Here is a 20,126-nt window from a genome sequence, read left to right on the forward strand (position 1 = left end):
GCCTTCCGCCTCCTTGGGCTCGCGGCCACCAATTCCCGATAGCAGGCCTTGCAGCAGTATGCGAGGCCATCGGCGGCGCGCGGGTCAGAGTAGAAAAACTCCAGATCCGCGGGCCAGTCCTCGCCGCACTTGTTGCAGTGCTTTTCGTGGGTGGCCATGGTCACCCCAGCAGCAGCGGCCCGAGCCACCAGTTCCACAGGCCCACCAGGCTCGTGACCAGGAACACGACCTGCTGCGCGAACATGCGCCAGTGGCGATGCCCGGAACTCCACACAAGCCAACCGAGGTTGCTCAGCAGAAAAGCGCCGAAGCCCAGGCCCGGGTGGTAAGCGCTGGCCAGCAGCATGGCACCCAGCATGCCAGCCACTGCCGCTGCAGTTTCAAGGGCAAGTGCGGTGCGCATCAGGGCCTCCTCGATTTAAAGGCCACGGAGACGCTGTGGGGCGTTTCCGCACCCGGTGCCCCGGCGTTTGCTTTGGGACGATTTGGGACGGGTTTCTGCGCGTCGGCGGCGCCTTTGGCTTCGAGGGCGGCGGCGATCTCTCCCAGCGCCCGGCTGGCGTCGGCTCCCGTGAACCGGATCGTCGTGCCGCGCGTTGTCTCGCGGATGCGGATCGTCATGCGCGCCTCCCTTCGCCGCCGAGCGCTTTGACCAGGTCGGGAATCAGCTTCGCCAATTCGCCCGTGGCGATGGCAACGTCGGCATCGAAGCCGCCTTCGTCGGTCTTGGTGCCGTCGAACACAGAGTCGAGGAACGCGATCTTGCGCAACTGCAGGCAATCGGTCAGCAGGAACGACACGCGATCGTCCCAGGTCATCGCGAGCTTGGTGGGCAGCTTGCCGGCGGCGATGTGCTCGCGCACCTCGTCGATGTCGAGCGGATGGCGGGCATAGCGCACCACGGCTTTGGCCTCGTCGGCGCTCTTGAGTTCGCACTCGCGATCCACGCTGAAGCCCACGGGTGGCTCCTGCGTGCCGAGCCAGTGCGCCATGGCGGCCTGGGGCGAGGTCGCCGTGTCCAGCAACGCCACCGACAGGCCGGGAACGGCCTCGACCAGCAGGGTGACGACCTCGTCGGCGCGTGCCTGGCTGGCGGTGTCCAGCACCAGGAGGCCGGCCGCCGGATCGATCCACACCCACATCGCGCCCTGCTTGGCGAAGGCCATGGGCAGCAGATCGAGCTTGGCCTCGTCCGCCAGTTCCTTGCGCTCCTTCCTGCCGGGCTTGCAGCTGGTCTCCTGTTCGATGCGCGCAGCCTTTTCCTTGACCTTGCGATTGAGCTCGGAGCCCGGAATGGACTTGGATTCAACAAAAAAACGGGCGATCCACTGGCCGCCGATGGACTCAACGAAGGCGCCGTTCGCTTCGCCCCGAGGCGGGGCCCAGCCGATGGACTTTTCTTGCGTGGCGCCGCATTCCACGAAGGGCACTTTGGCGAGGGCCTGCTCGACCTGGTCAAGCCCCGCAGACAGGCTAGTGATGCGGTAGACGATTGCGTTCTTGATCATGGCATCCTCACTTGAGTGCGTGACGGGTCACGGCAGTGATGCCGTTCGGAAACGGCGAGCCATTGGGCAGCGCTGCGGTGGTGGCGGTCGGCGGCTCTTCCAGGAACCCGGCGCGCTCCTGTCCGGTGGCCTTGAGGTAGTCCACTTCGACCTTGGCCGTGTCCACAAGCACGGAAGCGACCTGGGCAACGGCACGGGCGCGGTCAGGCTCCATGGGCTTGTCCCGGTCGCGCAGGTCGGCGAGCGTGTCCAGCAGGTGCTGGCGCAATTGGCTGATGTGCGGCGAGGCGGCTGCGGTGCTCATGCTTTTGCTCCTTCGCCAGACTCCCTGGCGATGCGATTGACTTGGCGGGTGATGGCCCCTTTGAGCTGGACCAGACGGGCGAGCTCAGGGCTCTTGTTGCGTGGGTGGTTGCGTAGAGCGAGCTCGGCACGGGTGATGCAAGAGAGCCGGTCCACCGTGATCTCGTGCAGCTTCACGGTTTTCTTGCCAGGCTGGAACACAACGACGTGGCCTGCGGGAATGGCGCCGTGGGCTGCGATCCATACCAGCCGGTGCACCGCCACCCAGCGGCTCGCCGGGTAGATCGACGGGTCATCTGTCATCTTGCGTTCAAGGTAGCCGTCAGCGCAAATCCGCTCGCTGCCGATGGGCACGTAGTTGTGCTGCGCGGCACCTCGCATCTGGCCCTTCTTGAACTGGGTCGCGCGGGTGTTGGGGTGCATGCCCGTTGATCCTTTGACGCCCTTGTTCCACGGCCTCGAGCCTGGCTGGAATCGAGACGCGACCATGGCAGGCGACTGGTGGCCTCGTTTGATGCGCCTGGACAGCTCCGAAGCGATGAAGGCCTCGGTTTTGCACAGGCCCAGTTCACGCGCCTTGCGGTACACGGCCTCGACCGGCCGCCCGAGTTCGCGGGCAACGGTGCTCGCCAACAGATCGGGATACAGCTCGCGCAACCGGCACAGTTCGTGTGGCGTCCAGGCGCGGCGCGGCGGCAGGATGTTTCGGGACTTGGGAGCGCTCATGCTGAACCGCCTTCCTTGACCTCGCCTTGGGTGAGCTCCTGCCGCACCTGCAACAGGCGTTGCGTGAGCAGGCCCAGCTTGGACTCGCGGCCCCAGTCGCCCGGGCGGCCTGCGTACTTGAGCAGTGGGTCCAACACATTGATCCACTTCGCGCGCTCCTCGATTGAGAGAGAGCATGTGGCCAGCGGCAGATCGTCGAACGTCTTGGGGGCGCTCATGACGCACTCCCTTCCACCGCACGCAACAGCCGCTGCACCACCTCCGGATTCGCTGCAGCGATGAACGCCGCGTACTCCAGCGAGTGCTCGCCCTCACCATCGCAGTTCTCGGTGTCGGCCACGTAAGTTCCGATGTGCGGATCTGGATGGCCGGCGACCACGAAGTCGCCTTGGCCCCACGGGGCGCCCACGATATGCCACGCCTCGATCCGAGGCAGATCGGCCAGCGCGCGGCGCAGGGCATCGAACTGTGCTACGGGCCGTGACTTGAAGCCGCCCGGATCCTCAGGGCGCACCAGCAAACCGGCAGCCGTGCGCAGCAGCATGCGCAACTGGGCATCGCTGCCCACGTCGCCGCCGTCAGCCAGGTGCAGCAGCCACTCGGCGCAGCGCTTGGCTTCGCACACGCCCCCCGCCAGATCCAAGGGCCGAGGGCAGCCAGTGAATGCAACGTGCGATGCGATGGCGCTGGTGGCCTGTTGCCATCCCTTGGTTTCCGCCTGGCTCAGACGCTCCCACTCGGGGGCCTTTGCACCGCCCAGGCGCGTGCGCTCCTTGGCATAGGCGTGATAGGCGTCTTGGGCCAGCTGGTCGGTGGTGGTGGGCGCGGTAGCGCGCAAAGAATGAATGGGGAAGTTCATACGGCCGCCACATCCAGGCTGATGGGGTCGTAGCCACCCGTGGTTTCGTTGCGCTTGTAGAAGCGCACGTAGGGCTTCGTGCTGGCCGTCTGCATGCTGTCCGCGATGGCCTTCATGGCGTTCAGCCACTTGGCGTCGGTGATTTCCAGGCGGCGCAGGCCCAGGACGCGCCCCGTGTTGATCTTGCCCTCCTTGTCGGTCTGGAAGGCATGGTTGACGAGCGCCTTGATGTTGTCGTTTGCACCCTGCGCCCACTCGTGCACGCATTCATCGATGAGTGACTTCGCCGCCATGAGCTGCTCGCCGAACGTGATCTTGTCGGCCATCTGGCGCATGAGCTTGTAACGGCCGTCGTAGCTCACCAGCGTGACGTTGCCTTTCTCGCCGCCCGCTCGCACGCCGTATTGCTCCATGCTGGTGGACACCAGGGCCGCGACTTCCTGCATGGCCTGCAGCTTGAATTGCACCAGACCGTCGCGATGCTGCTCTGCCATCTTGCACAGATCCATCACCACCTGGTGGCGCAGCTTGTCGATGTCTTTGACTTTGGTCTCAGGGATGAGGTTGCCGTTGGCGTCTTGCCAGTAGCCGGCGGGGATGTCGGTGTTTGCCATGGTGGCTCCTTTCAATGGATGGGGTTGTTGGTGCCCAGGCCCTTGCCTGTCGCGCTGGCTTGCATGAGTTCGCCGGCGTAGGCGCCCAAGGCAAAGCCAGCGGCTCCGAGCGACTTGGTGGGGATTTGCACGCAGACGAAGCGATGCACACGGCACAGAGCCTCCAGGACCAGGAACGCTTCCTGCTCACCCTCCAGTGCGGTGACGATCCGGCGGGCAATGACGTCTGCCTGTTCCGAAAACTCGCTTTTGCTTAATTTCTGTTGGTTCACGTGGAATCCCTTCAGCACCGATAGCTGCGGCTGTCTATGCGTCGGTGGTCATTGGCACCGGCACGGGTGGCCGGTGCGGGGTTGGTGGTCCAGACCGGCGCACGCATGCGGTCGTACTGGGCGGGTTCCACGGCACCTTCTGGTCGGGTCTGGGCTTGGACCTTTGCGCGTGCGTGGGCCTTGGTGGGCGTCTTCATGGTTGCTCGCCTTTCCTTCGTGCTTCGATCTGCGCCCGCATTGCGCGGACCGTGGGGGAGACGCCAGCAGGCGCTGGTGCGGCTGCAGCCGGACGTGGCGTGGTAGCTGTAGCCGGCGCGGCCAGCACCTCGCCTACCGCGGCCGGGCCGTTGGTGGATGCACGGCGTGGGCCGGTACGCAGCTCCTGCTCGTGCTGCTGCTCTGCCTGGCCTTCCAGCTTGTCAGCCATGCCGGCCAGGATCGTGTACAGGTAGCTGTGGTTTGTCATGGGCAGCGTCAGCCGGTCCATGGCGCGGGCCGTCAGCATCTGCTCGATGGCCTGGGCCCAGTGCGCAAGGGGTGCCGCCCAATCCCGGCCCTTGTGCGTGATCGACCGAGCCTCCAGGCCAGGCAGCAGCTGATCGATCAACCGCAGCTTCTTGGTATTGGTCAGGCGCTGGCTGGCCGGAGTGAACAGGGTCAGGTACTGCATAACCAGGGTGCCTAGGGGCACGCTGACCGCGGCAAGGCGGTCGAACGTGCGTCCCGATTCCATGTGGCCCAGCAGCTGCTCGAACGTCAGCTCTGCGGAGCACACCGGACAGGCGAGCTTCTCGGATGGCTTGGTCACAGCGGCAGTCCCCGCACACTGATGCAGCCCAGCAGCATCGCCAGCCCGAGCGTGAAGGCCAGCACGGCGGCCAGCACGAGCGCGTAGCACCCTACCGAGCGGTGCGTGGCAGCGGTCTTGCGGGTGGCGATCGAGGCCAGCCGGCGTGCCTTCCAGGCCCCGTACGTCTCCACGGAGATGCTCTGCGCCGCAGGGCGTCGCCGAGCCATCTCCTGGGCGGCGATCACCGGGTCGCCGAAGACATCGAGGTGTCGCTCCTCCGTGCCGTCCGGGCGGATGATGGTGGTCAGGTAGGAGGGCATGGTCAGCACCCCGCGATCACTTGGGCGTCCACCTTCGGAAAGCCCACCAGGGCGGCGGCGTTGAGGGCGCGGCAGACCAGGTTGTTGACCACGAGCGGGTAGCACACGCTCACGGCATCCGCCGCGCGGCCGCCCCGCGGCATGCTGATGAGTCGTGCGCGGATGGCGTCCAGGGCATCGGGCTCGACCAGGTCCGCCAGCTTGGCCCCAGCGCGCTCCAGCTTGTGCGAGAGATAGGCTTCCAGGTCGTTGTCCAGCGGCTCCATGGCGATCTGCTCGCAGCGCTGCACGATCTCCCGGATTTCCGGGTTCTGCTCGCTCAGCAGTGTGCGCAGCTCGGGCTGGCCGATGAGGGCAACACCGATCAGGCGGCGCAGGCCGTCCTTCAGTTCCATGAGGTTTTTCAAGTGCTTGAGGGTGGCGAGCGGCATGCGGTGGGCCTCTTCGATCACCACCAAGTGCGAGTAGCCAGCGGCGCGGCTGCTCTTGAGCAGGTCGTGCACCTGGCGGTAGCGGGCTTCCGGACTGCTTTTCATGCCCACGGCCGGGGCGAGGGCATGCACGATGGCCTCGGCGATCTGACCCACGCGCATCGGCTTGCCCTTGGTTTCGTTGGGCTCCATGCCCAGCACATAGGGCTTGATGACGATCACGGGCTTGCGCTCCTCGCGAATGCGCTCCTCCAGGTCCTCGCGCAGCGTGGACTTGCCGGATCCGGACTCGCCCACGATGGCGATGAAACCGTGGTGTGTAGCGGCATCCATCAGCGCGGCGCGAACGTAGCGGCCGTGCTGGCTCGCGAACACGTCGTCGCGCGACTGGATGTCGTCCACGAAGGGGCTTCGGGCCAAGCCGAAGTGGCGCTTGGCGGCCGGGGTGAGTGTTTCGTTGCGCAGTAACATCTGGCTTTCCTCCTGGGGTTCGGTTGGATCTGGGTTCACGGGGGCGGCCTCGGCGTGTTGCAAGCACTCCGGGGCCAACTTCTTTGGCAAAACGATTTCGCGCAGGTGCGCCATGGAGGCACCGCGGGACTTGAGGTAATCAACCACGCGCTGGCGCACTTCGCCGGCCCGGCGCGCGGGCAGCAGCCCATGGGCCACCAGTCGGCTGGCGGCGCTGCGTGACAGGTTGGCGGCGCGCGCGAGGTCGCGGCTTTGGATGCCCAGCTCGGCCAGCACCGGCTGCAGGGGCGGCATCACGGGGACGGACAGGGATGCGGTGATCACTGGGCACCTCCGACCACGCGCAGGCCGGCGCGCACCGTGAGCCGGGCCGCCAGCGCGTCCAGCTCGGTTTCCGGCACGCCTTCGGGGTGCAGGCTCTTGAGCGTGCCCACCAGCTCGGGCGACATCGCCACACCCTTGGACACCAGGGCCTTGGCGGCCTCGAAGTGCGTGAGCAGCTCGGGCTCGGCCTGCGCCACGCGGGTGGCAGGTGCGAGTTCGGTGCCGCGCCGGGGCAGTGGTACCGCTGCGGGCAGGCTGGGTTCGTGGTGTGCGTACGGATCGTGCTTGCCGCCGAAAGGCAGAGCCTTGGCCTTGCGCGCTGCTGCAGCGGACTCGTCGCTGTCAGTGCCCGTGGCCAGGCGCTCCACCAGTTTGCGATTGGTGACAGCCACTGTGTCGGGCAGCGACTTCATCTCGCGGGCGATGCGAGCAGCGCCTGCAGCAAAGCCATGGGCTCCCTCTTGTGCCTCGGGCACGGGGATCAGCAACTCCTGCCCCTCGGCATCGCGCTGCAGCACGTAGGCTGTGGCCTGGTCGAAGGGGTTGAAGGTGATCTCGACCTTCTGGCCCACCATCACGCCCGGCACATCGCGCAAAGCCCACACGCGCCCATCGAAGCGCACAGTCAATTCCCGATCCACCTTGGGAGTCTCGGGTTCGCGGGTGAGCAGCAAGCGGGCCAGGGCGGCGTCCACCAGCCGCAGCTGCTGCTGGGTGATCTCACGCCACTTGTCCCAGCGGGGCATGCCGTGGCGGGAGTGCTTGCGTGCGCTGTTGTAGTGGCGCATCCACATCTGCGCCTTCTCGTTGATCCACTGGATCGAGGGCACGTGGGTGAACTTGAAGCCCGACTCGAAGTTCGTCTCCACGAGGTTGTGGGCGTTTTCGACCTGACCCTTGGCGCGGGCGTTGCCAGCCTTGTTGACAACCGGGGTCACCTGCAGGCGGCGCAGCAGGTTCATGAACGTGCCGCCGATGCCGGCGCTGCCCGGGTCCATCATCAAGTGAAAAGGCACGCCGTACATCTGCTGGCCGGGGCGCTGCGCGATCGCGGCCAGGAATGACTCGGCCATGTTGACCGTGCTCTCGCCACCAGGCACGTACAGCACGAAGATGGAGCCGCTGCAGTGGTCGGTGAGCACGTAGCGCGTCAGGCGCTGGCGCTTGATCCGCTCGAAGTTCTCGGGCTTGTTCTTGTAGAAGACGCCAGGCGCCATGTCCTGCATGCCGCTTTCGCGCTCACCAGGCACATAAAACAATGTGCTGATGGAGGCGTCGATCTGCCACACGTCGTTCGGGTGGTCGCTGGCCAGGGCCTGCACCGGGGCGGGTGCGCGCAGCTGCTCAGGGTGCAGCGCGTAGCCACGCAGTGCACGGGCGCAAGCGCTTTCGGAGAGCTGGCGCGTCTCGCCCGTGTCGGGGTCGATCGCGCTGGCGAACAGGGGGTTCTCGGCGCGCAGTTGCTCCAGGGAGAGCTTGAGCGCCTGGATGGATTTGTCGTTGGCCCGGTAGCCTTCCATCATCTGCGCAGATAGGCGCTGCGCGTCCTGCAGGCTCAGGCTGGTCTTGCCCGCGTCGGTTCGGCGTTTGCGATCAGGTTTCACGGTGACCTCTTTCAGGCGGCGCATCAGCGTTGCGCGGGAGTAACCCAGGTGCTGGCAGGCAGCGGCATAGACAGCCTCTTTGCCGCCATGGCCGGCCGCTTGGGCGCGGCGCTGCACGTCCAGCAGCGCATCAATCAGGGCAGGGCTCAGACTCATGGCGCAACAGCAGCTCAGTTCGCCTTGGCGGGGGTGGATGTGTTGACGGGGTTGGCCTTCGCCCAGCGCTCCCATTCGGGCGTGGTGTCCACCGTGGGCAGGTTGAATTCCTCGCGCAGAGCGTTCAGCTCAGCCAGGGCCTGGCCCACCATGCCGGCCATGTGCAGACTCTGGTCCTGCTCGGCGTTGTTCAAGGCGATGAGCGCCTGGCGCAGCCCGCCCTGGATCACGCCCAACAGCTCGGCCTGGATGTCGCCCGCTTCCTTAAGCACGCGTTTGAGCTCATCGGCCGGGGGAAGGCGCTTGATGAGGCGCACCTCTTCATGCAGCTCGGTGTTGACGGCCTCCTGCCGCTCGGCGCGGGCCTTGTGCTTCTCGGACTCGGAGCGGGCCTTGCGCACTGCGGCACGCAGTTCCTTGACCGACATGCCCCCCAGGTCGTCCAGCGCCAGCTCGCCGGTCTGACCCAGTTCGGAAAGGTCATCGAGCTGCTCGTCGTCGAGCGGCAGGAGTTCGACCAGCTTGGTCACGCCGAGCGCACCCAAATGCGTCGTTGACGACGCATTTGCAAATCGGCGCGTCACTGTCATGTAGCGCTGGGCAGTGACGGGAACGATGCCCAATCGCTCCAAAGCGGGTAAGAAGTGACCGTGCGGGCTTGCCTCGCGCAGCATCAGCAGATAGCCGCCCAGCTCGAAGATGCCGGCGCCGATGCGGCGAATAGCATCCTTTGCAGAGTTCTCCAGCACGGCCGGGTTGGTGGAACCTGTGTAGTTGAGCTGCAGTGCCAGCGCGGCCACCCGCTCGTTCTGCTGCGTGGCGGCCAGGGCCGTGCCGGCGGCCTGGCTGCGCATGGCTTCCATGTCAGCTGCGAAGCGCTCCTGGTCGATGGGGGCGTCTACGGCCGTAGCGGCCTTGGTGGTCTTCTTCATGGCGATCAATCGGGGTTGCGGGTGTATCGGTTGCGGGCTTCATCGACGCGGCGTGCGGCCGTGTCGATGGCGTTGAAAACCTTGATGGCCTGCTGCGGCAGGCGGGGCGTGAGGCGCCAGTGGCCAGTAGCGTCATCGCGCTCGGCCAGGCCTGCGGTGCGCAGGTTGTCCAGGTCTCGTGTGATAACGCTGGGCGAAGCCTTGAGCAGATCGGCCAGACGGCTGGGCGGGTAGCCGTGAACGACGTCGCCAAAGAGCGCCAAGGTGAGGTGCAGGATCCGCTGCTGGGCAGCGTTGGTGTAGTCAGTTGCACGGGTGGTCATCGCTGAGCCTTGCTGCCCTCGGCAAGCCCGTAATCGAAGCCGGCGCGCCACGCGTCGTCTTGGGCACTGCCCGCCGGGTAGTTGCTGGGTTGCGGCTCGGTTCCGTCGATCGCTTTCTCAAGACCACGCAGGGCGCCGGTCTTCCACTCCGGGCTGCGTGGGCAACGCCGGATCTCGGCGTTGTAGATGTGCTGAGCGGACTTCATGCGGATGCCCCTGCGCGATCGCGGCGCAGCTTGGGCCCGGCCGCCTTGGTGGGCCAGATCTTCTCCGCCGGCAGGCCGATGACCTGGACGATGTGCTTGGCGATCCGGTCGCTCTTGGCCTTGCCATTGATGACGTGCGACACCATCGATCGCGACACCTTCAGTTCTTCGGCAAGCGCTGTGGGCGTGGTGCCCTTCATTCGGATGGCTGCTTTGATTTCTTCTGGGTGCATGGTCTGTTACCCTTCGACTCAACTTGTTTAGGTGCAGCAGGGATTTGCTACGTTGAGTCGATTATGGGAAAGAAATCTTTCCCTTGCAACTAGTTTGTGGGAAATATTTCATGACCATTGGGGAGAGGCTCCGTTCGGAGCGAGAACGTCTGGGCTTAAGCCAGCCCAATTTCGCTGCCACCGTTGGCACAACCAAACAGACGCTGTTTTCTTGGGAGACTGGGAAGACCGCGCCTGACGGTTTTCAACTCGCGGCACTTGGTGCGATTGGCGTGGACGTGCTGTACGTTGTGAGCGGCGAAAGAGATCCAGCTGCTCCAGCGTTAGATGTGTCGGAGCGGGTTCTGATCGACAACTACCGCCGTTGCAACGGAGAAGCGAAGGCACACCTTGTGCAAACTGCTGCTCTCTTGGCCGCTGGTATTGCAGCGCCTGAGCAGCCAGTTCGTCGCAAGCAGCCAACTCCCTCAGCAGCTGTAAACATGCGCAACATGACTATGACCAGCAACTCTCCCGGCAGCGTTCAGGTCGGTTACGCAGGAGGCAAGGTTTCGGTCAAAGGCAAAGGGGGATAGATCTTGGGAGAGCTACCTAAGCAACTCTTGGCATGGGCCGCCAAGCTGTTGCCAAGAATGAAAAATGAAGGGGCCGGAGCTGTGCAGATTGGAAAGGTGGAGGGAAATGTTTCGACGAACCACTTCACCATCACTGTGATTGCACCGAAGCCAGAACCAGGACCAGAAGCTCCAGCAGCCCCCTTGTCTTTGACGTCTCCCGAGCAGCGCGAAGTGCTGCGCTTGATACGCCAACTGCAAGACAACAAAGGGGTGTTTCTCTTCATGGAAAGAACCTTTGGAACGCGGATGGTGATTGATTTGGAGCCTGCCCAGCTATTGCGCGTGCGGCGTTACGTCGAGACAATCCATCGCCGAACAAAAGGGAGGGAAAAGGCATGATCAAACTCACTCTGCTGATTGCAGCCATGGCAGTTGCACCCGCAACATGGGCTATCAACAAATGCACCGGTGCCGACGGAAAGACAGTTTTTCAGGATGCCCCCTGCGTGGGAAAAGGGGAGACTGTCAACGTAAAGCCAGCGAGCGGCAACGCTCCTGCAGCGTCTGCTCAGAGCCCGTTAAGCGCAGCCCAAAAGGAAGGGGCTTTTGGAGAGACCTGGCGGCGAAGAACCGATCTGGAACAGCATCTAATTCGCAATGCCCGGGCCGAATTGCAAACTCACTTTTTGCGTTGTGAGCAGCAGCAGCAAGCCCTTTCCCAGCGCAAAGCACTAGCCAACAACAATCTCGCTGGTGCAACCTTCGAGCAATCTATTTCGGCTGAAATGCAGGCAGCGGCGACCACCTGCGACACGAAGGCGCGAGACCTCCGCGCTAGATTGGAAAGCCTTGAAAAGGAACTGCGCGAATTGACAGCATCGAAGTAGCCGGCAATCACTGCCGCGACATAACCAGAATCTACAAGGGGGGAATTCAAAAATGGAAGAGCAAGTTTTCTTTGAACGCGAGGGCGTCAAGGTCACGAATGCAAGGTTCGTCGTAGGTGCGCAAACCTTCGCGATGAGCAACATCACCTCGGTCAATCCGGCGACGGAGCCGCCCAGCCGATTCGTACTCATCCTTGTACTGATCGTCGGGGTGTTGATCGCTTTCACCTCACCGATCTTTGGTGGCATCGTGGTGGCAATCTGTGCACTGTTCTTGTACCTGCAAAAGACCAAGTTCCACGTGATGCTGCACACCGCTGGCGGTGAGACCAAGGCGCTTACGACCAATGAGCTGGACTACTTCAACCAGGTAGTCGGCGCGCTGAATCAGGCCATCGTCCATCGCGGCTGATAGGGCTGCCATGTCCGACACAAGCGAGGAATACCTCAAGTTCAAAGCATGGCTGCAGCAGCCTGGATCACTCCCCGAGCCGCGACCTGAGTTGCAGGGGATGGCTGCTGTCCAGGCCATCATGGAGGGCAGCTTCTGGGCCGCCTGGCAGGCTGGATATCGGGAAGGTTTGTCGCAACGCTCAACTGGGGCGGAAAATGACTGAGGTGGTATGGGTGGCACTCATCAGCGCTGGTACCGCGCTGGTCACTGCCCTGTTGACCCAACTCCTAGCCACACGAGCAGCCCATAAACAAGCAGACCGTGCAGACAAGAGAGAAGCGTTGCAATGGCAACGAAGCGAGGCGTTAAGGCGGGAGGAACTGCAGCGCAAGGATGCACAGGACACGCTGACTTGGGAGCGTGCCGACGAACTACGAAAGCAGGCCCTGCACGACGCTCGTTTGCGTGAACTGTGGGGCCATGTACTGACGGCACGTTGGCAGGTGATGGATTCGCTGGAGCGGGTCTCGGTGAAGGGCAAGGCACTTCCCAAATCTGCCGACGTATCTGCTGCAGCATCGTCGACCAGCGCCGCAGCGCAAGCCTACGCCGCAGCGCTGCTTGGACTAGCAGCCGTGCGCCCGAGCGCGAAGGAGTTCTACGCCGCCACTGTGACGCTCGATTTTGCGTTGCGCGCAGTGCGCGAGAACCCTGGTAACGCTGATCAACTGTCAGCCCAGGTGACCGAAGCCGGGACAGCCTGGAATGCTTCATACAAGGTTTTGGAAAATGCAGTGGCGCAGATGGCTGATGGATTGGTAGAACCAAACACCGTGGGTGAAGTAGAGCAAGCGTAGGCCGTCGCGGAGTACGGCAGCGCAGTGCTTCACGATTCGTGTCAGTTCGAAATTCGGCATTGAAGACGATGCCCGTAGCGTAGGTCCATCACGCCCCTTCTGGACTTTTAAGCGCTTTACTTTCCGCACACTCGCGCGCGCGGCATCCTGCCGTGCATGGATAAAAACCGCACCACCGTCGCCGCTCTGGTCGTCTCCGCCGCTTCGCTGGTGGGCATCGCGGGCTATGAGTCTTATCGGGGCAACGCCTACCTCGATTCGGGCAATGTCGCCACCATCGGCTACGGTGCTACGGCGGGCGTCAAGCTCGGCGACACAACCACGCCGGCCCGTGCCCTGATCAGGCTGCACGGCGACGTTTCCGAGCACGCCCGGGCCATTCAGCGGTGCATCAAGGCACCGCTTTTTCAATACGAATTCGATGCGTATCTGAGCCTGGCCTACAACATCGGCGCAGGCGCCTTCTGCAATCCCGCCAAGCCGGCCGCGCCGCCGACCTTGATCGATCTGATCAATGCGCAGCGCTACTCCGAAGCCTGCGCCCGGATCCGGGAATTCAACAAGTATCGGAACCCCAAGACCGGACAGCTGGAGCCACTGCGTGGGCTCACCAACCGCCGGGAGCTGGAATACCGCACTTGCATCGGGGATGCACCATGAAGCTGCGCATCGCCGCGGCCGTGGCGCTCACCCTAGCCGTTGTCCTGGGCGTGCGGGCCTGGAATGCACACCTGCTCCAGCAGGGGGATTCGCAGGGCTCTGCACGGGTGCAGTCGGCCTGGGACAAGCAGGAGGCCGACCGCAGCGCGGCCACGGCGCGTGACAACGCCACCAAGTTCAGAAACTCCGAAAGGGTTGCCAATGAAGACGCCAAACGCGAGGCCGCGCGCCTGGTGCGCGACGCTGCTGCTGCCGCTGCTGTTCGCGGCCTGCACCACGAGATTTCCCGCCTCAACAAGCGCACCGATCCCTACCCAGCAGGTGATGCCGGCATTGCCGCCTGCACTCGCGATGCCGCCACCGCCCGAGAGCTTTTCGGACACAGCGCGCAAGCGTATTCAGACCTGGCAGCAGCAGCTGACGGACTCCGCGACCAAGTGACTGGGTTGCAGGAATTTGCGCGCAGCGTCTGCCGTGCGCCCACCACCGAGATCGCCCGATGATTTTTGAGCTGACGATGACCAACCTCATCTCCTTGGCAGGCCTGTTCCTGGGCGCGCTGTGGGCGCTGCTCAAGGTGATCGGGCTGCAGGCGGAGAAGCGGGCGAATGAAAAGTTTGAGGCCCTGCACGTGTCCATCGGCAAGCTGGGCGACGACTTGCGCCGGGAGGCCGATGCAGCACGGCAACTGGAGACGTCGTTTCTTCGATTCCAGGCGGAGCTGCCCCGCGACTATGTGCGCCGCGACGACTTCGTGCAAGCCGTGGGCGGCATCAATACCCGTATCGATAACTTCGCGCTCCGCATGGAGCGCGCGCTGGACAACAACCGCAGGGGGGAGCATCTGTGAGCCACTATTCGCCTGACATTCTCAAAGTGCGCCGCGAGGCCATCCGTTGGCATTTGCTGTCGGCCATCAATCTTTCGCGCCCTGTGGGCATCTACACCGAGGCCTTGCTGCCCATCGTGCAGTCGGTGTATGTGGATGCCACCCACCAGGAGATTCGGCGCGAGCTGGACTACCTCGAGGCTCGCGAGATGTGCGCCATCGTGCGCGATCCGCTGGACCGCTGGTCCGTGGACCTGACGCGCACTGGCATCGACTTCGTGGAGTACACGATCGATGCGCAGCCGGGAGTGGCGCGCCCCCGCATCACGCAGGGTTGACCGATGGCGCCGCGTAGCAAGGTGCACACGTTGCCGCCAGAGCTCAAGGTGTGGCTTGATGCGGAACTCGTCAAGCGCGGATTCAGCGATTACGTTCAGTTGGCGGCAGACCTGCAAAGCCAGGGCGAGAGCGTCTCCAAGTCCGCGCTGCACCGTTACGGTTCGCAGTTCGAAAAGCGCATGGCGCAACTGAAGATGAGCACGGAACAAGCCCGTGCCCTGGTTGACGCGGCGCCGGACGACGAGGACAAGCTGGGAGCGGCCGTCGTGCGCATGACGCAGGAGCGCATCTTCGGCCTGTTGATGGAGCTGGACATCGACCCCGAGAGCGTGGACGTGAACAAGCTGTTCAAGAACGCGGCCGAGATCGGCAAGGCGTCGGTGACCCAGAAGAAGTTCAGCCAGGCCGTGCGCAAGGAGATCGAAGAAGCGGCCCGCAAGAAGGCCCTGGAAGACGCCGCGCAGCAGGCCGGTGAAACCGGCCGGCAGCAGGGACTTTCCACCAGCGGCGTCGAGGCGCTGCGCGCGGCGATCATGGGGCAGCTGTGATGCAACCGACCCAGATTGCGCAGGCCACGCGCATCCTGATGCAGTACCAGGTGGACTGGATCGCGGACAAGTCGCAGGTCAAGATCATGGAGAAGTCGCGCCGCATCGGCATCAGCTATGCCGAGGCGGCCGACGACGTGCTCTACGCAGCCAGCGCCGAGGGCGCCAACGTCTACTACATCTCGTACAACAAAGAGATGACGGCGGGCTTCATCCAGGACTGCGCCACATGGGCCCGGGCTTTCAACGCGGCCGCGGGCCAGATCGAAGAGTCGGTGATCGAAGAAGAGGACAAGCAAATCCTCACATACACGATCAAGTTCGACAGCGGCCACATGATCCAGGCGTTCACCAGCAGCCCGCGCAACTTGCGCTCCAAGGGCCGGCCTGGTGAGCGCCTGGTCGTGGACGAAGGCGCTTTCCTGGATGACATCAAGGAGGTGCTCAAAGCTGCCATGGCCATGACGATGTGGGGCGGGCAGATCCGCATCATCAGCACCCACGACGGCGACGACAACCCCTTCAATGAGCTGATCAACGACGTGCGGGCCGGCAAGTTCCCCTACAGCGTTCACCGCGTCGATCTGGACGATGCGCTGCGCGACGGGCTCTACCGCAAGATCTGTGCGGTCACTGGCCAGGAGTGGTCCCTGGAGCGCGAGGTGGAGTGGCGCCAGACCATGATCAACCGCTACAAGCCCAACGAGGACGAGGAGCTTTTCTGCATTCCGTCCAAGGGCGGCGGCGCCTGGCTGAGCCGCGCACTGATCGAGGCTCGAATGCGCGCCGCACCGGTGATTCGCTTCACGGGCACCGCAGATTTCAACAACGCTCGGCCCGATCTGCGCGAGCGCGAAATGCAGGATTGGATCGATGAGCACCTGATACCGCTGCTGCGGTTCGTTCCCGAGTTGCGGCATGCACTAGGCATGGACTTCGGGCGCAGCGGCGACTTGTCTTGCATCGCCCCGGCCGAGATCGCCTCGAACCTGCGGGTGCGCATCCCATTTCTGGTGGAGCTCAAGAACGTCCCTTACAACCAGCAGTTGCAGGTGTTGTACGCCATTGCCGATGCACTGCCGAGGCTATCAGGCATGGTGATCGACAGCCGGGGCAATGGCAGCTATGTGGGGGAAGCCGCGCACGACAAATACGGCTCGGTGGTCCAGCGGCTCATGCCCACCGAAGGCTGGTACCGCGACAACATGCCGCCTTACAAAGCGGCCTTTGAAGACGACACCGTGGAGATCCCCAAACATGACGGCCTGCTGCAATCCCACCGGGCCATCCGGCTGGTCCGCGGGGTGCCACGCATGCCCGAGGGCAAGACGACCGATGGCGGTCACGGCGACAACGCAATGGCCTGCGTATACGCGCACGCGGCGACACGCATGAATTTTGGCCCGGTGCACGCCGCGAGCCGTCCCCGCCGCAGCGCGCTATCTCTTGAAGGCTATTGAGCACCATGTCCCGAGGCATCTATGTGTCCCCCACCGAGTTCGTCTCGTTCGCCGAGGCTCGGCAGGGTTCGACCTTGTCTAAGCAGATCGCAACGCGCGAGCGCAGCACCGACTTGGCAGGCTTCGGCTTCCTGTTGCCCAACCCCGACCCGATCCTGAAGCGCCAGGGTAAAGACATCAGCGTATACCGCGATCTGCGCAGTGATGCGCATGTGGGCGGCTGCATTCGTCGACGCAAGGCCGCCGTGAAGGCGCTGGAGTGGCGGGTGCAGCGTGGCAGGGCCAGCGCACGTGCAACGCGCCTGGCGAACGATCTGCTCGCCACCTATGACATGGACACGCTGATCAACGAAATCACCGAGGCGGTGCTGTTTGGCTGGCAACCCCTCGAACTTGTGTGGGGCACGCGCAATGGGGCGAACGTACCGCTGCAGGTAATTGGCAAGCCACCGGAGTGGTTCTTCTTTGACACCCAGGCGCAACTGCGTTTTCGCAGCCGCGAGCAGCCTATGCTTGGCGAGACGCTGGAGCCGCGGAAATTCCTACTCGCACGCCAAGAGGCCAGCTACGCCAATCCCTACGGACATGCGGATCTGTCCATGTGCTTTTGGCCGGCGATTTTCAAGCGGGGCGGGCTCAAGTTCTGGGTGACGTTCACCGAGAAATACGGTACGCCCTGGTTGGTGGGCAAGCAGCCACGTGGCACGCCTGGGACCGAGGTGGATGCGCTGCTGGATAAGTTGGAGGCCATGATTCAGGACGCGGTGGCGGCGATTCCTGACGATTCGAGCATCGATATCCTGGAGGCCGGCGACAAGGGGGCCAGTGCTGACCTCTACGAACGGCTGCTGATGTTCTGCCGCTCCGAGATCAGCATCGCGCTGTTGGGCCAGAACCAAAGCACGGAATCCAACAGCAATCGCGCCAGCGCGGAGGCAGGATTGGAGGTGGCCAAGACGATCCGCGATGGTGATGCCACTCTGGCGGCGGCCACCATCAACCAATTGCTGCGGTGGGTGACCGACGTGAACGAGGGCGAGCAATCACCAGCCCCCACCTTCGAGTTGTTCGAGGAGGAAGACGTCAACACGGAGCAGGCCACGCGCGATGAGACGCTGAGCCGCGCAGGGGTGCGCTTCACGCCGGCTTACTGGCAGCGTGTTTACAAGCTGGAAGCTGGCGACCTCGAAGTGGCTATGCCGCTCGAGCCAGCGACTGGCGAGCTACCCGTGGCCTTTGCCGAGCGCGACGTGAAGCAGGCCACCAGCGACACTTTGGCAGCGCTTGGCACGGCAGGCGCGCCGGTGGTGGACAACTGGGTCAAGCAACTGCGCGAACTGGTGGACACGTACGACGAACCCCAGGCACTGCAGGACGCATTGCTGGATGCCTATGCCGATCTGTCCACGGCTGACCTGACCGAGCTAATGGCGATGGCTTTCGAGCTGGCCCATTTGCGTGGGCGCGATCAAGCGGCGCAGGAGGCTGGCCGTGGCTGAACTCGGATCTGTGGCCCTGAGCACGGTGGAAGGAGCGCGCCAGCAGTTCCAGGAACAGATCGAGTTCCTTCGGCGCAAGCTGAATCTGCCCAGCGAGTCCTGGCGTGACATTCAACGCGCGGCCCACGACCGCGCTTTCATGGTGGCCGGTGCCGCCAAGGCCGACCTGCTGGCGGATTTGCGCAAAGCGGTGGACCAGGCTGTTCAAGGCGGCAGCATCGGGGAGTTCCGCAAGCAGTTTGCCGACATCGTTGCAAAGCGCGGCTGGACTGGCTGGACGGGCGAAGGAAGCCAAGCTGGCGAAGCGTGGCGCACGCGGGTGATCTACAAAACCAACCTGGCCACGTCCTACGCGGCCGGGCGCCGCGCGCAGTTGCTGGACCCTGCATTGCTTAAGCGCCGCCCGTTTTGGCGCTATGTGCACAGCGACAGCGTGGTGCACCCCAGGCCAATCCATAAGCAGTGGGGCGACATGCGGCTGACCCTGCGCCACGACCACCCTTTCTGGCAAAGCCATTTCCCACCAAATGACTTTGGATGCGAATGCCGCGTGGTGGCAGTGTCGGCGCCTCGCGAGGGGGACTCCAGCGAGCCGCCGGACGGGTGGGATGCCGTCGATCCGCGCACGGGCACGCCTGCAGGGGTTGGCGAAGGCTGGGACTACGCACCAGGTGCGCGGGCTGACGACGATCTGCGATCGTTCGTACAGGACAAGCTGATCGACTACCCCCCAGCCATCGGCAAGGCACTGTCGGCCGATGTCAATCGCTATATCAACGCCGAGGATCTGGTGCCCGACTTCGTGCGTGATGTGCTTGCAGATCGACAGCGGCGCGACCCGCTGTGGCTGGGGTTTGTGGAGCGTGCCGACTGGGTCGGCTCTGCAGCTGGTGCCGACGTGCGCGGCTACACGATCCTTCTTCCTGCCGAGGCGCCTCGGCATGTCGATGCCTCGCACGGCTTTGATGGCTCAGGCCAACGCCCTGCCATGCCGCAGGACTATGGACAGCTTGAGTCGGTGCTCAACGATCCCGATGCGCTGCGCGCAGGCGAGAAATCGCGCAACGGCAATCCCACGGTGGTGGCCACCAAGGCGATCAACGGAGAAACGTTCAGGGCGGTGTGGGAGGTGTTGGCAGGCAAACGCAATCGGTCGCTGCAACTGAGCTCGCTGGTGATCAAAACGGCTCAGAAATGACAAGGCCTCGCGCTCCGACCACAACGTTCAAGACGAAACCGGTGTTGACTACCGGGGGTCGATGCACAAGGCAGTGCGGATCTTACGAGGAGTGCTTCGATGGCGCAAATGATTGAATTGACCAGCCGCAACGGGCTGGATTACCTGCATGGCCTGCTGGAGAGGGGGCAGGACATGCGGCCTTTGCTGATGGAGATCGGCGAAGACTTGACCGAATCCACCAAGCAGCGGTTTTCCTCGGCCACGGGCCCGGATGGCACGGCCTGGGCACCGAACAGCGCGCTCACCCTGGCCCGGTACAGCTCAATGTTTGCACGCAAGAAGGATGGCGAGTTGACAAAGAGGAGCGCGCAGAAGCTGGCCGGCAAGAAGCCATTGACCGGGGAGACCAGAGCACTGGCCACGACGATCAACTACCAGGTCCGCGATGTTGGCGCGGTAGGCATCGGCAGTCCCATGGTCTACGCGGCCACACAACAGCACGGTGCGAAGTCGGGTGAGTTCGGCTTCGGGCTGTACACCACCCGTGTGGGGAGCTTCCCGATCCCGTGGGGCGACATACCCGCCCGGCCATTTCTGGGCGCATCGGATTCAGACAAGGCAAACATCGTCAGTCTGGTGCAGAGCTACCTGATGGAAGGCTGATTGCGGTCCGAATTGGAAAAAGGCGCCAATCCAGCGCCTTTTTTTCTTGAGCTCCGCTATTTCCCGTCAGGAAAGAGAATTGCAGAGTTCCGAGCCCACCTCGCCCCAGTTCTTCCCGGAACTTCCCATTTATCGCGCCTCCCTCTCTTCCTTTATCTCACTCCCGTTCAAGAACCCCAGT

The 20,126-nt window shown here is 63.7% G+C and carries 33 protein-coding genes; 15 read left to right on the forward strand and 18 right to left on the reverse strand.

Annotated features, from left to right (window positions below):
- Window positions 1–160: 160 nt before the first annotated feature.
- The 18 genes from M5C98_RS00240 to M5C98_RS00325 are packed head-to-tail and all read right to left on the reverse strand — an operon-like array spanning window position 161 to window position 10,039.
- Entirely contained in the window at window positions 161–403 is a 243-nt protein-coding gene (locus tag M5C98_RS00240; RefSeq protein ID WP_272550275.1) for a hypothetical protein, read from the reverse strand.
- Window positions 403–621: a hypothetical protein gene (locus tag M5C98_RS00245; protein WP_272550276.1), complete on the reverse strand. Its 219-nt coding sequence runs from the start codon at window positions 619–621 to the stop codon at window positions 403–405. The genes M5C98_RS00240 and M5C98_RS00245 overlap by 1 nt, the downstream gene beginning before the upstream one ends.
- Entirely contained in the window at window positions 618–1,508 is an 891-nt protein-coding gene (locus M5C98_RS00250) for a recombination-associated protein RdgC (RefSeq protein ID WP_272550277.1), read from the reverse strand. The genes M5C98_RS00245 and M5C98_RS00250 overlap by 4 nt, the downstream gene beginning before the upstream one ends.
- A gap of 7 nt (window positions 1,509–1,515) precedes the next feature.
- On the reverse strand, window positions 1,516–1,812 hold the full coding sequence (locus M5C98_RS00255) for a hypothetical protein (protein WP_272550278.1): 297 nt from the start codon (window positions 1,810–1,812) through the stop codon (window positions 1,516–1,518).
- Window positions 1,809–2,537, reverse strand: coding sequence for an HNH endonuclease (locus M5C98_RS00260; protein ID WP_272550279.1), 729 nt, complete (start codon window positions 2,535–2,537; stop codon window positions 1,809–1,811). The genes M5C98_RS00255 and M5C98_RS00260 overlap by 4 nt, the downstream gene beginning before the upstream one ends.
- Complete coding sequence (locus tag M5C98_RS00265) at window positions 2,534–2,755, reverse strand: hypothetical protein (protein ID WP_272550280.1); 222 nt, start codon at window positions 2,753–2,755, stop codon at window positions 2,534–2,536. Before M5C98_RS00265 ends, M5C98_RS00260 begins: the two co-directional genes overlap by 4 nt.
- Window positions 2,752–3,396, reverse strand: a complete 645-nt coding sequence (locus M5C98_RS00270) for a hypothetical protein (protein ID WP_272550281.1) — start codon at window positions 3,394–3,396, stop codon at window positions 2,752–2,754. The genes M5C98_RS00265 and M5C98_RS00270 overlap by 4 nt, the downstream gene beginning before the upstream one ends.
- Complete coding sequence (locus M5C98_RS00275; protein ID WP_272550282.1) at window positions 3,393–4,010, reverse strand: DUF3164 family protein; 618 nt, start codon at window positions 4,008–4,010, stop codon at window positions 3,393–3,395. Before M5C98_RS00275 ends, M5C98_RS00270 begins: the two co-directional genes overlap by 4 nt.
- An 11-nt stretch (window positions 4,011–4,021) precedes the next feature.
- Complete coding sequence (locus M5C98_RS00280) at window positions 4,022–4,282, reverse strand: hypothetical protein (protein ID WP_272550283.1); 261 nt, start codon at window positions 4,280–4,282, stop codon at window positions 4,022–4,024.
- An 11-nt stretch (window positions 4,283–4,293) separates the two neighbouring features.
- Window positions 4,294–4,479 (reverse strand): hypothetical protein, encoded by a 186-nt coding sequence (locus M5C98_RS00285; RefSeq protein ID WP_272550285.1) that lies wholly within the window; start codon window positions 4,477–4,479, stop codon window positions 4,294–4,296.
- Window positions 4,476–5,090 carry a hypothetical protein gene (locus M5C98_RS00290; RefSeq protein WP_272550286.1) on the reverse strand — a complete coding sequence of 205 codons (615 nt, stop codon included), beginning with the start codon at window positions 5,088–5,090 and terminating at the stop codon, window positions 4,476–4,478. Before M5C98_RS00290 ends, M5C98_RS00285 begins: the two co-directional genes overlap by 4 nt.
- A complete protein-coding gene (locus tag M5C98_RS00295) occupies window positions 5,087–5,392 on the reverse strand; it encodes a hypothetical protein (protein WP_272550287.1) in 306 nt (101 codons plus the stop codon). The genes M5C98_RS00290 and M5C98_RS00295 overlap by 4 nt, the downstream gene beginning before the upstream one ends.
- Before the next feature lie 2 nt (window positions 5,393–5,394).
- The gene (locus M5C98_RS00300) at window positions 5,395–6,618 is read right to left on the reverse strand and encodes an ExeA family protein (RefSeq protein WP_272550288.1); all 1,224 of its coding nucleotides are present in this window, start codon (window positions 6,616–6,618) and stop codon (window positions 5,395–5,397) included.
- The gene (locus M5C98_RS00305) at window positions 6,615–8,378 is read right to left on the reverse strand and encodes a transposase (protein WP_272550289.1); all 1,764 of its coding nucleotides are present in this window, start codon (window positions 8,376–8,378) and stop codon (window positions 6,615–6,617) included. The genes M5C98_RS00300 and M5C98_RS00305 overlap by 4 nt, the downstream gene beginning before the upstream one ends.
- A gap of 14 nt (window positions 8,379–8,392) precedes the next feature.
- Window positions 8,393–9,310: a hypothetical protein gene (locus M5C98_RS00310; RefSeq protein WP_272550290.1), complete on the reverse strand. Its 918-nt coding sequence runs from the start codon at window positions 9,308–9,310 to the stop codon at window positions 8,393–8,395.
- Window positions 9,311–9,315: 5 nt separating this feature from the next.
- Entirely contained in the window at window positions 9,316–9,633 is a 318-nt protein-coding gene (locus M5C98_RS00315) for an IclR family transcriptional regulator (RefSeq protein WP_272550292.1), read from the reverse strand.
- A complete protein-coding gene (locus M5C98_RS00320) occupies window positions 9,630–9,839 on the reverse strand; it encodes a hypothetical protein (protein WP_272550293.1) in 210 nt (69 codons plus the stop codon). Before M5C98_RS00320 ends, M5C98_RS00315 begins: the two co-directional genes overlap by 4 nt.
- Complete coding sequence (locus M5C98_RS00325) at window positions 9,836–10,039, reverse strand: helix-turn-helix domain-containing protein (RefSeq protein ID WP_272550294.1); 204 nt, start codon at window positions 10,037–10,039, stop codon at window positions 9,836–9,838. The genes M5C98_RS00320 and M5C98_RS00325 overlap by 4 nt, the downstream gene beginning before the upstream one ends.
- Window positions 10,040–10,182: 143 nt before the next feature.
- Here M5C98_RS00325 and M5C98_RS00330 point away from each other — a divergent pair, with 143 nt between their 5' ends.
- The 15 genes from M5C98_RS00330 (at window position 10,183) to M5C98_RS00400 (ending at window position 19,945) form a co-directional block, all read left to right on the forward strand.
- A complete protein-coding gene (locus M5C98_RS00330) occupies window positions 10,183–10,647 on the forward strand; it encodes a helix-turn-helix domain-containing protein (protein ID WP_272550296.1) in 465 nt (154 codons plus the stop codon).
- A gap of 27 nt (window positions 10,648–10,674) precedes the next feature.
- On the forward strand, window positions 10,675–11,028 hold the full coding sequence (locus M5C98_RS00335; RefSeq protein ID WP_272550297.1) for a hypothetical protein: 354 nt from the start codon (window positions 10,675–10,677) through the stop codon (window positions 11,026–11,028).
- On the forward strand, window positions 11,025–11,516 hold the full coding sequence (locus M5C98_RS00340) for a DUF4124 domain-containing protein (RefSeq protein WP_272550299.1): 492 nt from the start codon (window positions 11,025–11,027) through the stop codon (window positions 11,514–11,516). The genes M5C98_RS00335 and M5C98_RS00340 overlap by 4 nt, the downstream gene beginning before the upstream one ends.
- A gap of 52 nt (window positions 11,517–11,568) precedes the next feature.
- The gene (locus M5C98_RS00345; protein WP_272550300.1) at window positions 11,569–11,928 is read left to right on the forward strand and encodes a DUF6232 family protein; all 360 of its coding nucleotides are present in this window, start codon (window positions 11,569–11,571) and stop codon (window positions 11,926–11,928) included.
- Between the two features lie 10 nt (window positions 11,929–11,938).
- Window positions 11,939–12,133 (forward strand): hypothetical protein, encoded by a 195-nt coding sequence (locus M5C98_RS00350; RefSeq protein ID WP_272550302.1) that lies wholly within the window; start codon window positions 11,939–11,941, stop codon window positions 12,131–12,133.
- Window positions 12,134–12,251: 118 nt separating this feature from the next.
- The gene (locus tag M5C98_RS00355) at window positions 12,252–12,767 is read left to right on the forward strand and encodes a hypothetical protein (RefSeq protein WP_272550303.1); all 516 of its coding nucleotides are present in this window, start codon (window positions 12,252–12,254) and stop codon (window positions 12,765–12,767) included.
- Between the two features lie 156 nt (window positions 12,768–12,923).
- On the forward strand, window positions 12,924–13,427 hold the full coding sequence (locus M5C98_RS00360; RefSeq protein ID WP_272550304.1) for a glycoside hydrolase family protein: 504 nt from the start codon (window positions 12,924–12,926) through the stop codon (window positions 13,425–13,427).
- Window positions 13,424–13,930: a hypothetical protein gene (locus tag M5C98_RS00365; protein ID WP_272550305.1), complete on the forward strand. Its 507-nt coding sequence runs from the start codon at window positions 13,424–13,426 to the stop codon at window positions 13,928–13,930. Before M5C98_RS00360 ends, M5C98_RS00365 begins: the two co-directional genes overlap by 4 nt.
- Window positions 13,931–13,944: 14 nt before the next feature.
- Window positions 13,945–14,277 (forward strand): hypothetical protein, encoded by a 333-nt coding sequence (locus M5C98_RS00370; protein ID WP_272550306.1) that lies wholly within the window; start codon window positions 13,945–13,947, stop codon window positions 14,275–14,277.
- Window positions 14,274–14,594 (forward strand): hypothetical protein, encoded by a 321-nt coding sequence (locus tag M5C98_RS00375; protein WP_272550308.1) that lies wholly within the window; start codon window positions 14,274–14,276, stop codon window positions 14,592–14,594. Before M5C98_RS00370 ends, M5C98_RS00375 begins: the two co-directional genes overlap by 4 nt.
- Window positions 14,595–14,597: 3 nt before the next feature.
- Window positions 14,598–15,143, forward strand: a complete 546-nt coding sequence (locus M5C98_RS00380) for a DUF3486 family protein (protein WP_272550309.1) — start codon at window positions 14,598–14,600, stop codon at window positions 15,141–15,143.
- Window positions 15,143–16,603 (forward strand): terminase large subunit domain-containing protein, encoded by a 1,461-nt coding sequence (locus tag M5C98_RS00385; RefSeq protein ID WP_272550310.1) that lies wholly within the window; start codon window positions 15,143–15,145, stop codon window positions 16,601–16,603. Before M5C98_RS00380 ends, M5C98_RS00385 begins: the two co-directional genes overlap by 1 nt.
- Before the next feature lie 5 nt (window positions 16,604–16,608).
- Window positions 16,609–18,102: a DUF935 domain-containing protein gene (locus M5C98_RS00390; protein ID WP_272550311.1), complete on the forward strand. Its 1,494-nt coding sequence runs from the start codon at window positions 16,609–16,611 to the stop codon at window positions 18,100–18,102.
- A complete protein-coding gene (locus tag M5C98_RS00395; protein ID WP_272550312.1) occupies window positions 18,062–19,300 on the forward strand; it encodes a phage minor head protein in 1,239 nt (412 codons plus the stop codon). The genes M5C98_RS00390 and M5C98_RS00395 overlap by 41 nt, the downstream gene beginning before the upstream one ends.
- A 99-nt stretch (window positions 19,301–19,399) precedes the next feature.
- Window positions 19,400–19,945, forward strand: coding sequence for a phage virion morphogenesis protein (locus tag M5C98_RS00400; protein WP_272550313.1), 546 nt, complete (start codon window positions 19,400–19,402; stop codon window positions 19,943–19,945).
- Window positions 19,946–20,126 lie beyond the last annotated feature (181 nt).

Origin of the sequence: Acidovorax sp. NCPPB 3576, from assembly GCF_028473605.1 — a bacterium.
In the GTDB taxonomy this organism is placed as follows: Bacteria; Pseudomonadota; Gammaproteobacteria; order Burkholderiales; family Burkholderiaceae_C; genus Paracidovorax.

Coding starts and splice junctions, on each gene's coding strand:
- M5C98_RS00240 (WP_272550275.1), bottom strand. CDS start 403: ATGCGCACCGCACTTGCCCTTGAAACTGCAGCGGCAGTGGCTGGCATG.
- M5C98_RS00245 (WP_272550276.1), bottom strand. CDS start 621: ATGACGATCCGCATCCGCGAGACAACGCGCGGCACGACGATCCGGTTC.
- M5C98_RS00250 (WP_272550277.1), bottom strand. CDS start 1,508: ATGATCAAGAACGCAATCGTCTACCGCATCACTAGCCTGTCTGCGGGG.
- M5C98_RS00255 (WP_272550278.1), bottom strand. CDS start 1,812: ATGAGCACCGCAGCCGCCTCGCCGCACATCAGCCAATTGCGCCAGCAC.
- M5C98_RS00260 (WP_272550279.1), bottom strand. CDS start 2,537: ATGAGCGCTCCCAAGTCCCGAAACATCCTGCCGCCGCGCCGCGCCTGG.
- M5C98_RS00265 (WP_272550280.1), bottom strand. CDS start 2,755: ATGAGCGCCCCCAAGACGTTCGACGATCTGCCGCTGGCCACATGCTCT.
- M5C98_RS00270 (WP_272550281.1), bottom strand. CDS start 3,396: ATGAACTTCCCCATTCATTCTTTGCGCGCTACCGCGCCCACCACCACC.
- M5C98_RS00275 (WP_272550282.1), bottom strand. CDS start 4,010: ATGGCAAACACCGACATCCCCGCCGGCTACTGGCAAGACGCCAACGGC.
- M5C98_RS00285 (WP_272550285.1), bottom strand. CDS start 4,479: ATGAAGACGCCCACCAAGGCCCACGCACGCGCAAAGGTCCAAGCCCAG.
- M5C98_RS00295 (WP_272550287.1), bottom strand. CDS start 5,392: ATGCCCTCCTACCTGACCACCATCATCCGCCCGGACGGCACGGAGGAG.
- M5C98_RS00305 (WP_272550289.1), bottom strand. CDS start 8,378: ATGAGTCTGAGCCCTGCCCTGATTGATGCGCTGCTGGACGTGCAGCGC.
- M5C98_RS00310 (WP_272550290.1), bottom strand. CDS start 9,310: ATGAAGAAGACCACCAAGGCCGCTACGGCCGTAGACGCCCCCATCGAC.
- M5C98_RS00315 (WP_272550292.1), bottom strand. CDS start 9,633: ATGACCACCCGTGCAACTGACTACACCAACGCTGCCCAGCAGCGGATC.
- M5C98_RS00320 (WP_272550293.1), bottom strand. CDS start 9,839: ATGAAGTCCGCTCAGCACATCTACAACGCCGAGATCCGGCGTTGCCCA.
- M5C98_RS00325 (WP_272550294.1), bottom strand. CDS start 10,039: ATGAAGGGCACCACGCCCACAGCGCTTGCCGAAGAACTGAAGGTGTCG.
- M5C98_RS00330 (WP_272550296.1), top strand. CDS start 10,183: ATGACCATTGGGGAGAGGCTCCGTTCGGAGCGAGAACGTCTGGGCTTA.
- M5C98_RS00340 (WP_272550299.1), top strand. CDS start 11,025: ATGATCAAACTCACTCTGCTGATTGCAGCCATGGCAGTTGCACCCGCA.
- M5C98_RS00345 (WP_272550300.1), top strand. CDS start 11,569: ATGGAAGAGCAAGTTTTCTTTGAACGCGAGGGCGTCAAGGTCACGAAT.
- M5C98_RS00350 (WP_272550302.1), top strand. CDS start 11,939: ATGTCCGACACAAGCGAGGAATACCTCAAGTTCAAAGCATGGCTGCAG.
- M5C98_RS00360 (WP_272550304.1), top strand. CDS start 12,924: ATGGATAAAAACCGCACCACCGTCGCCGCTCTGGTCGTCTCCGCCGCT.
- M5C98_RS00365 (WP_272550305.1), top strand. CDS start 13,424: ATGAAGCTGCGCATCGCCGCGGCCGTGGCGCTCACCCTAGCCGTTGTC.
- M5C98_RS00370 (WP_272550306.1), top strand. CDS start 13,945: ATGACCAACCTCATCTCCTTGGCAGGCCTGTTCCTGGGCGCGCTGTGG.
- M5C98_RS00380 (WP_272550309.1), top strand. CDS start 14,598: ATGGCGCCGCGTAGCAAGGTGCACACGTTGCCGCCAGAGCTCAAGGTG.
- M5C98_RS00385 (WP_272550310.1), top strand. CDS start 15,143: ATGCAACCGACCCAGATTGCGCAGGCCACGCGCATCCTGATGCAGTAC.
- M5C98_RS00390 (WP_272550311.1), top strand. CDS start 16,609: ATGTCCCGAGGCATCTATGTGTCCCCCACCGAGTTCGTCTCGTTCGCC.
- M5C98_RS00400 (WP_272550313.1), top strand. CDS start 19,400: ATGGCGCAAATGATTGAATTGACCAGCCGCAACGGGCTGGATTACCTG.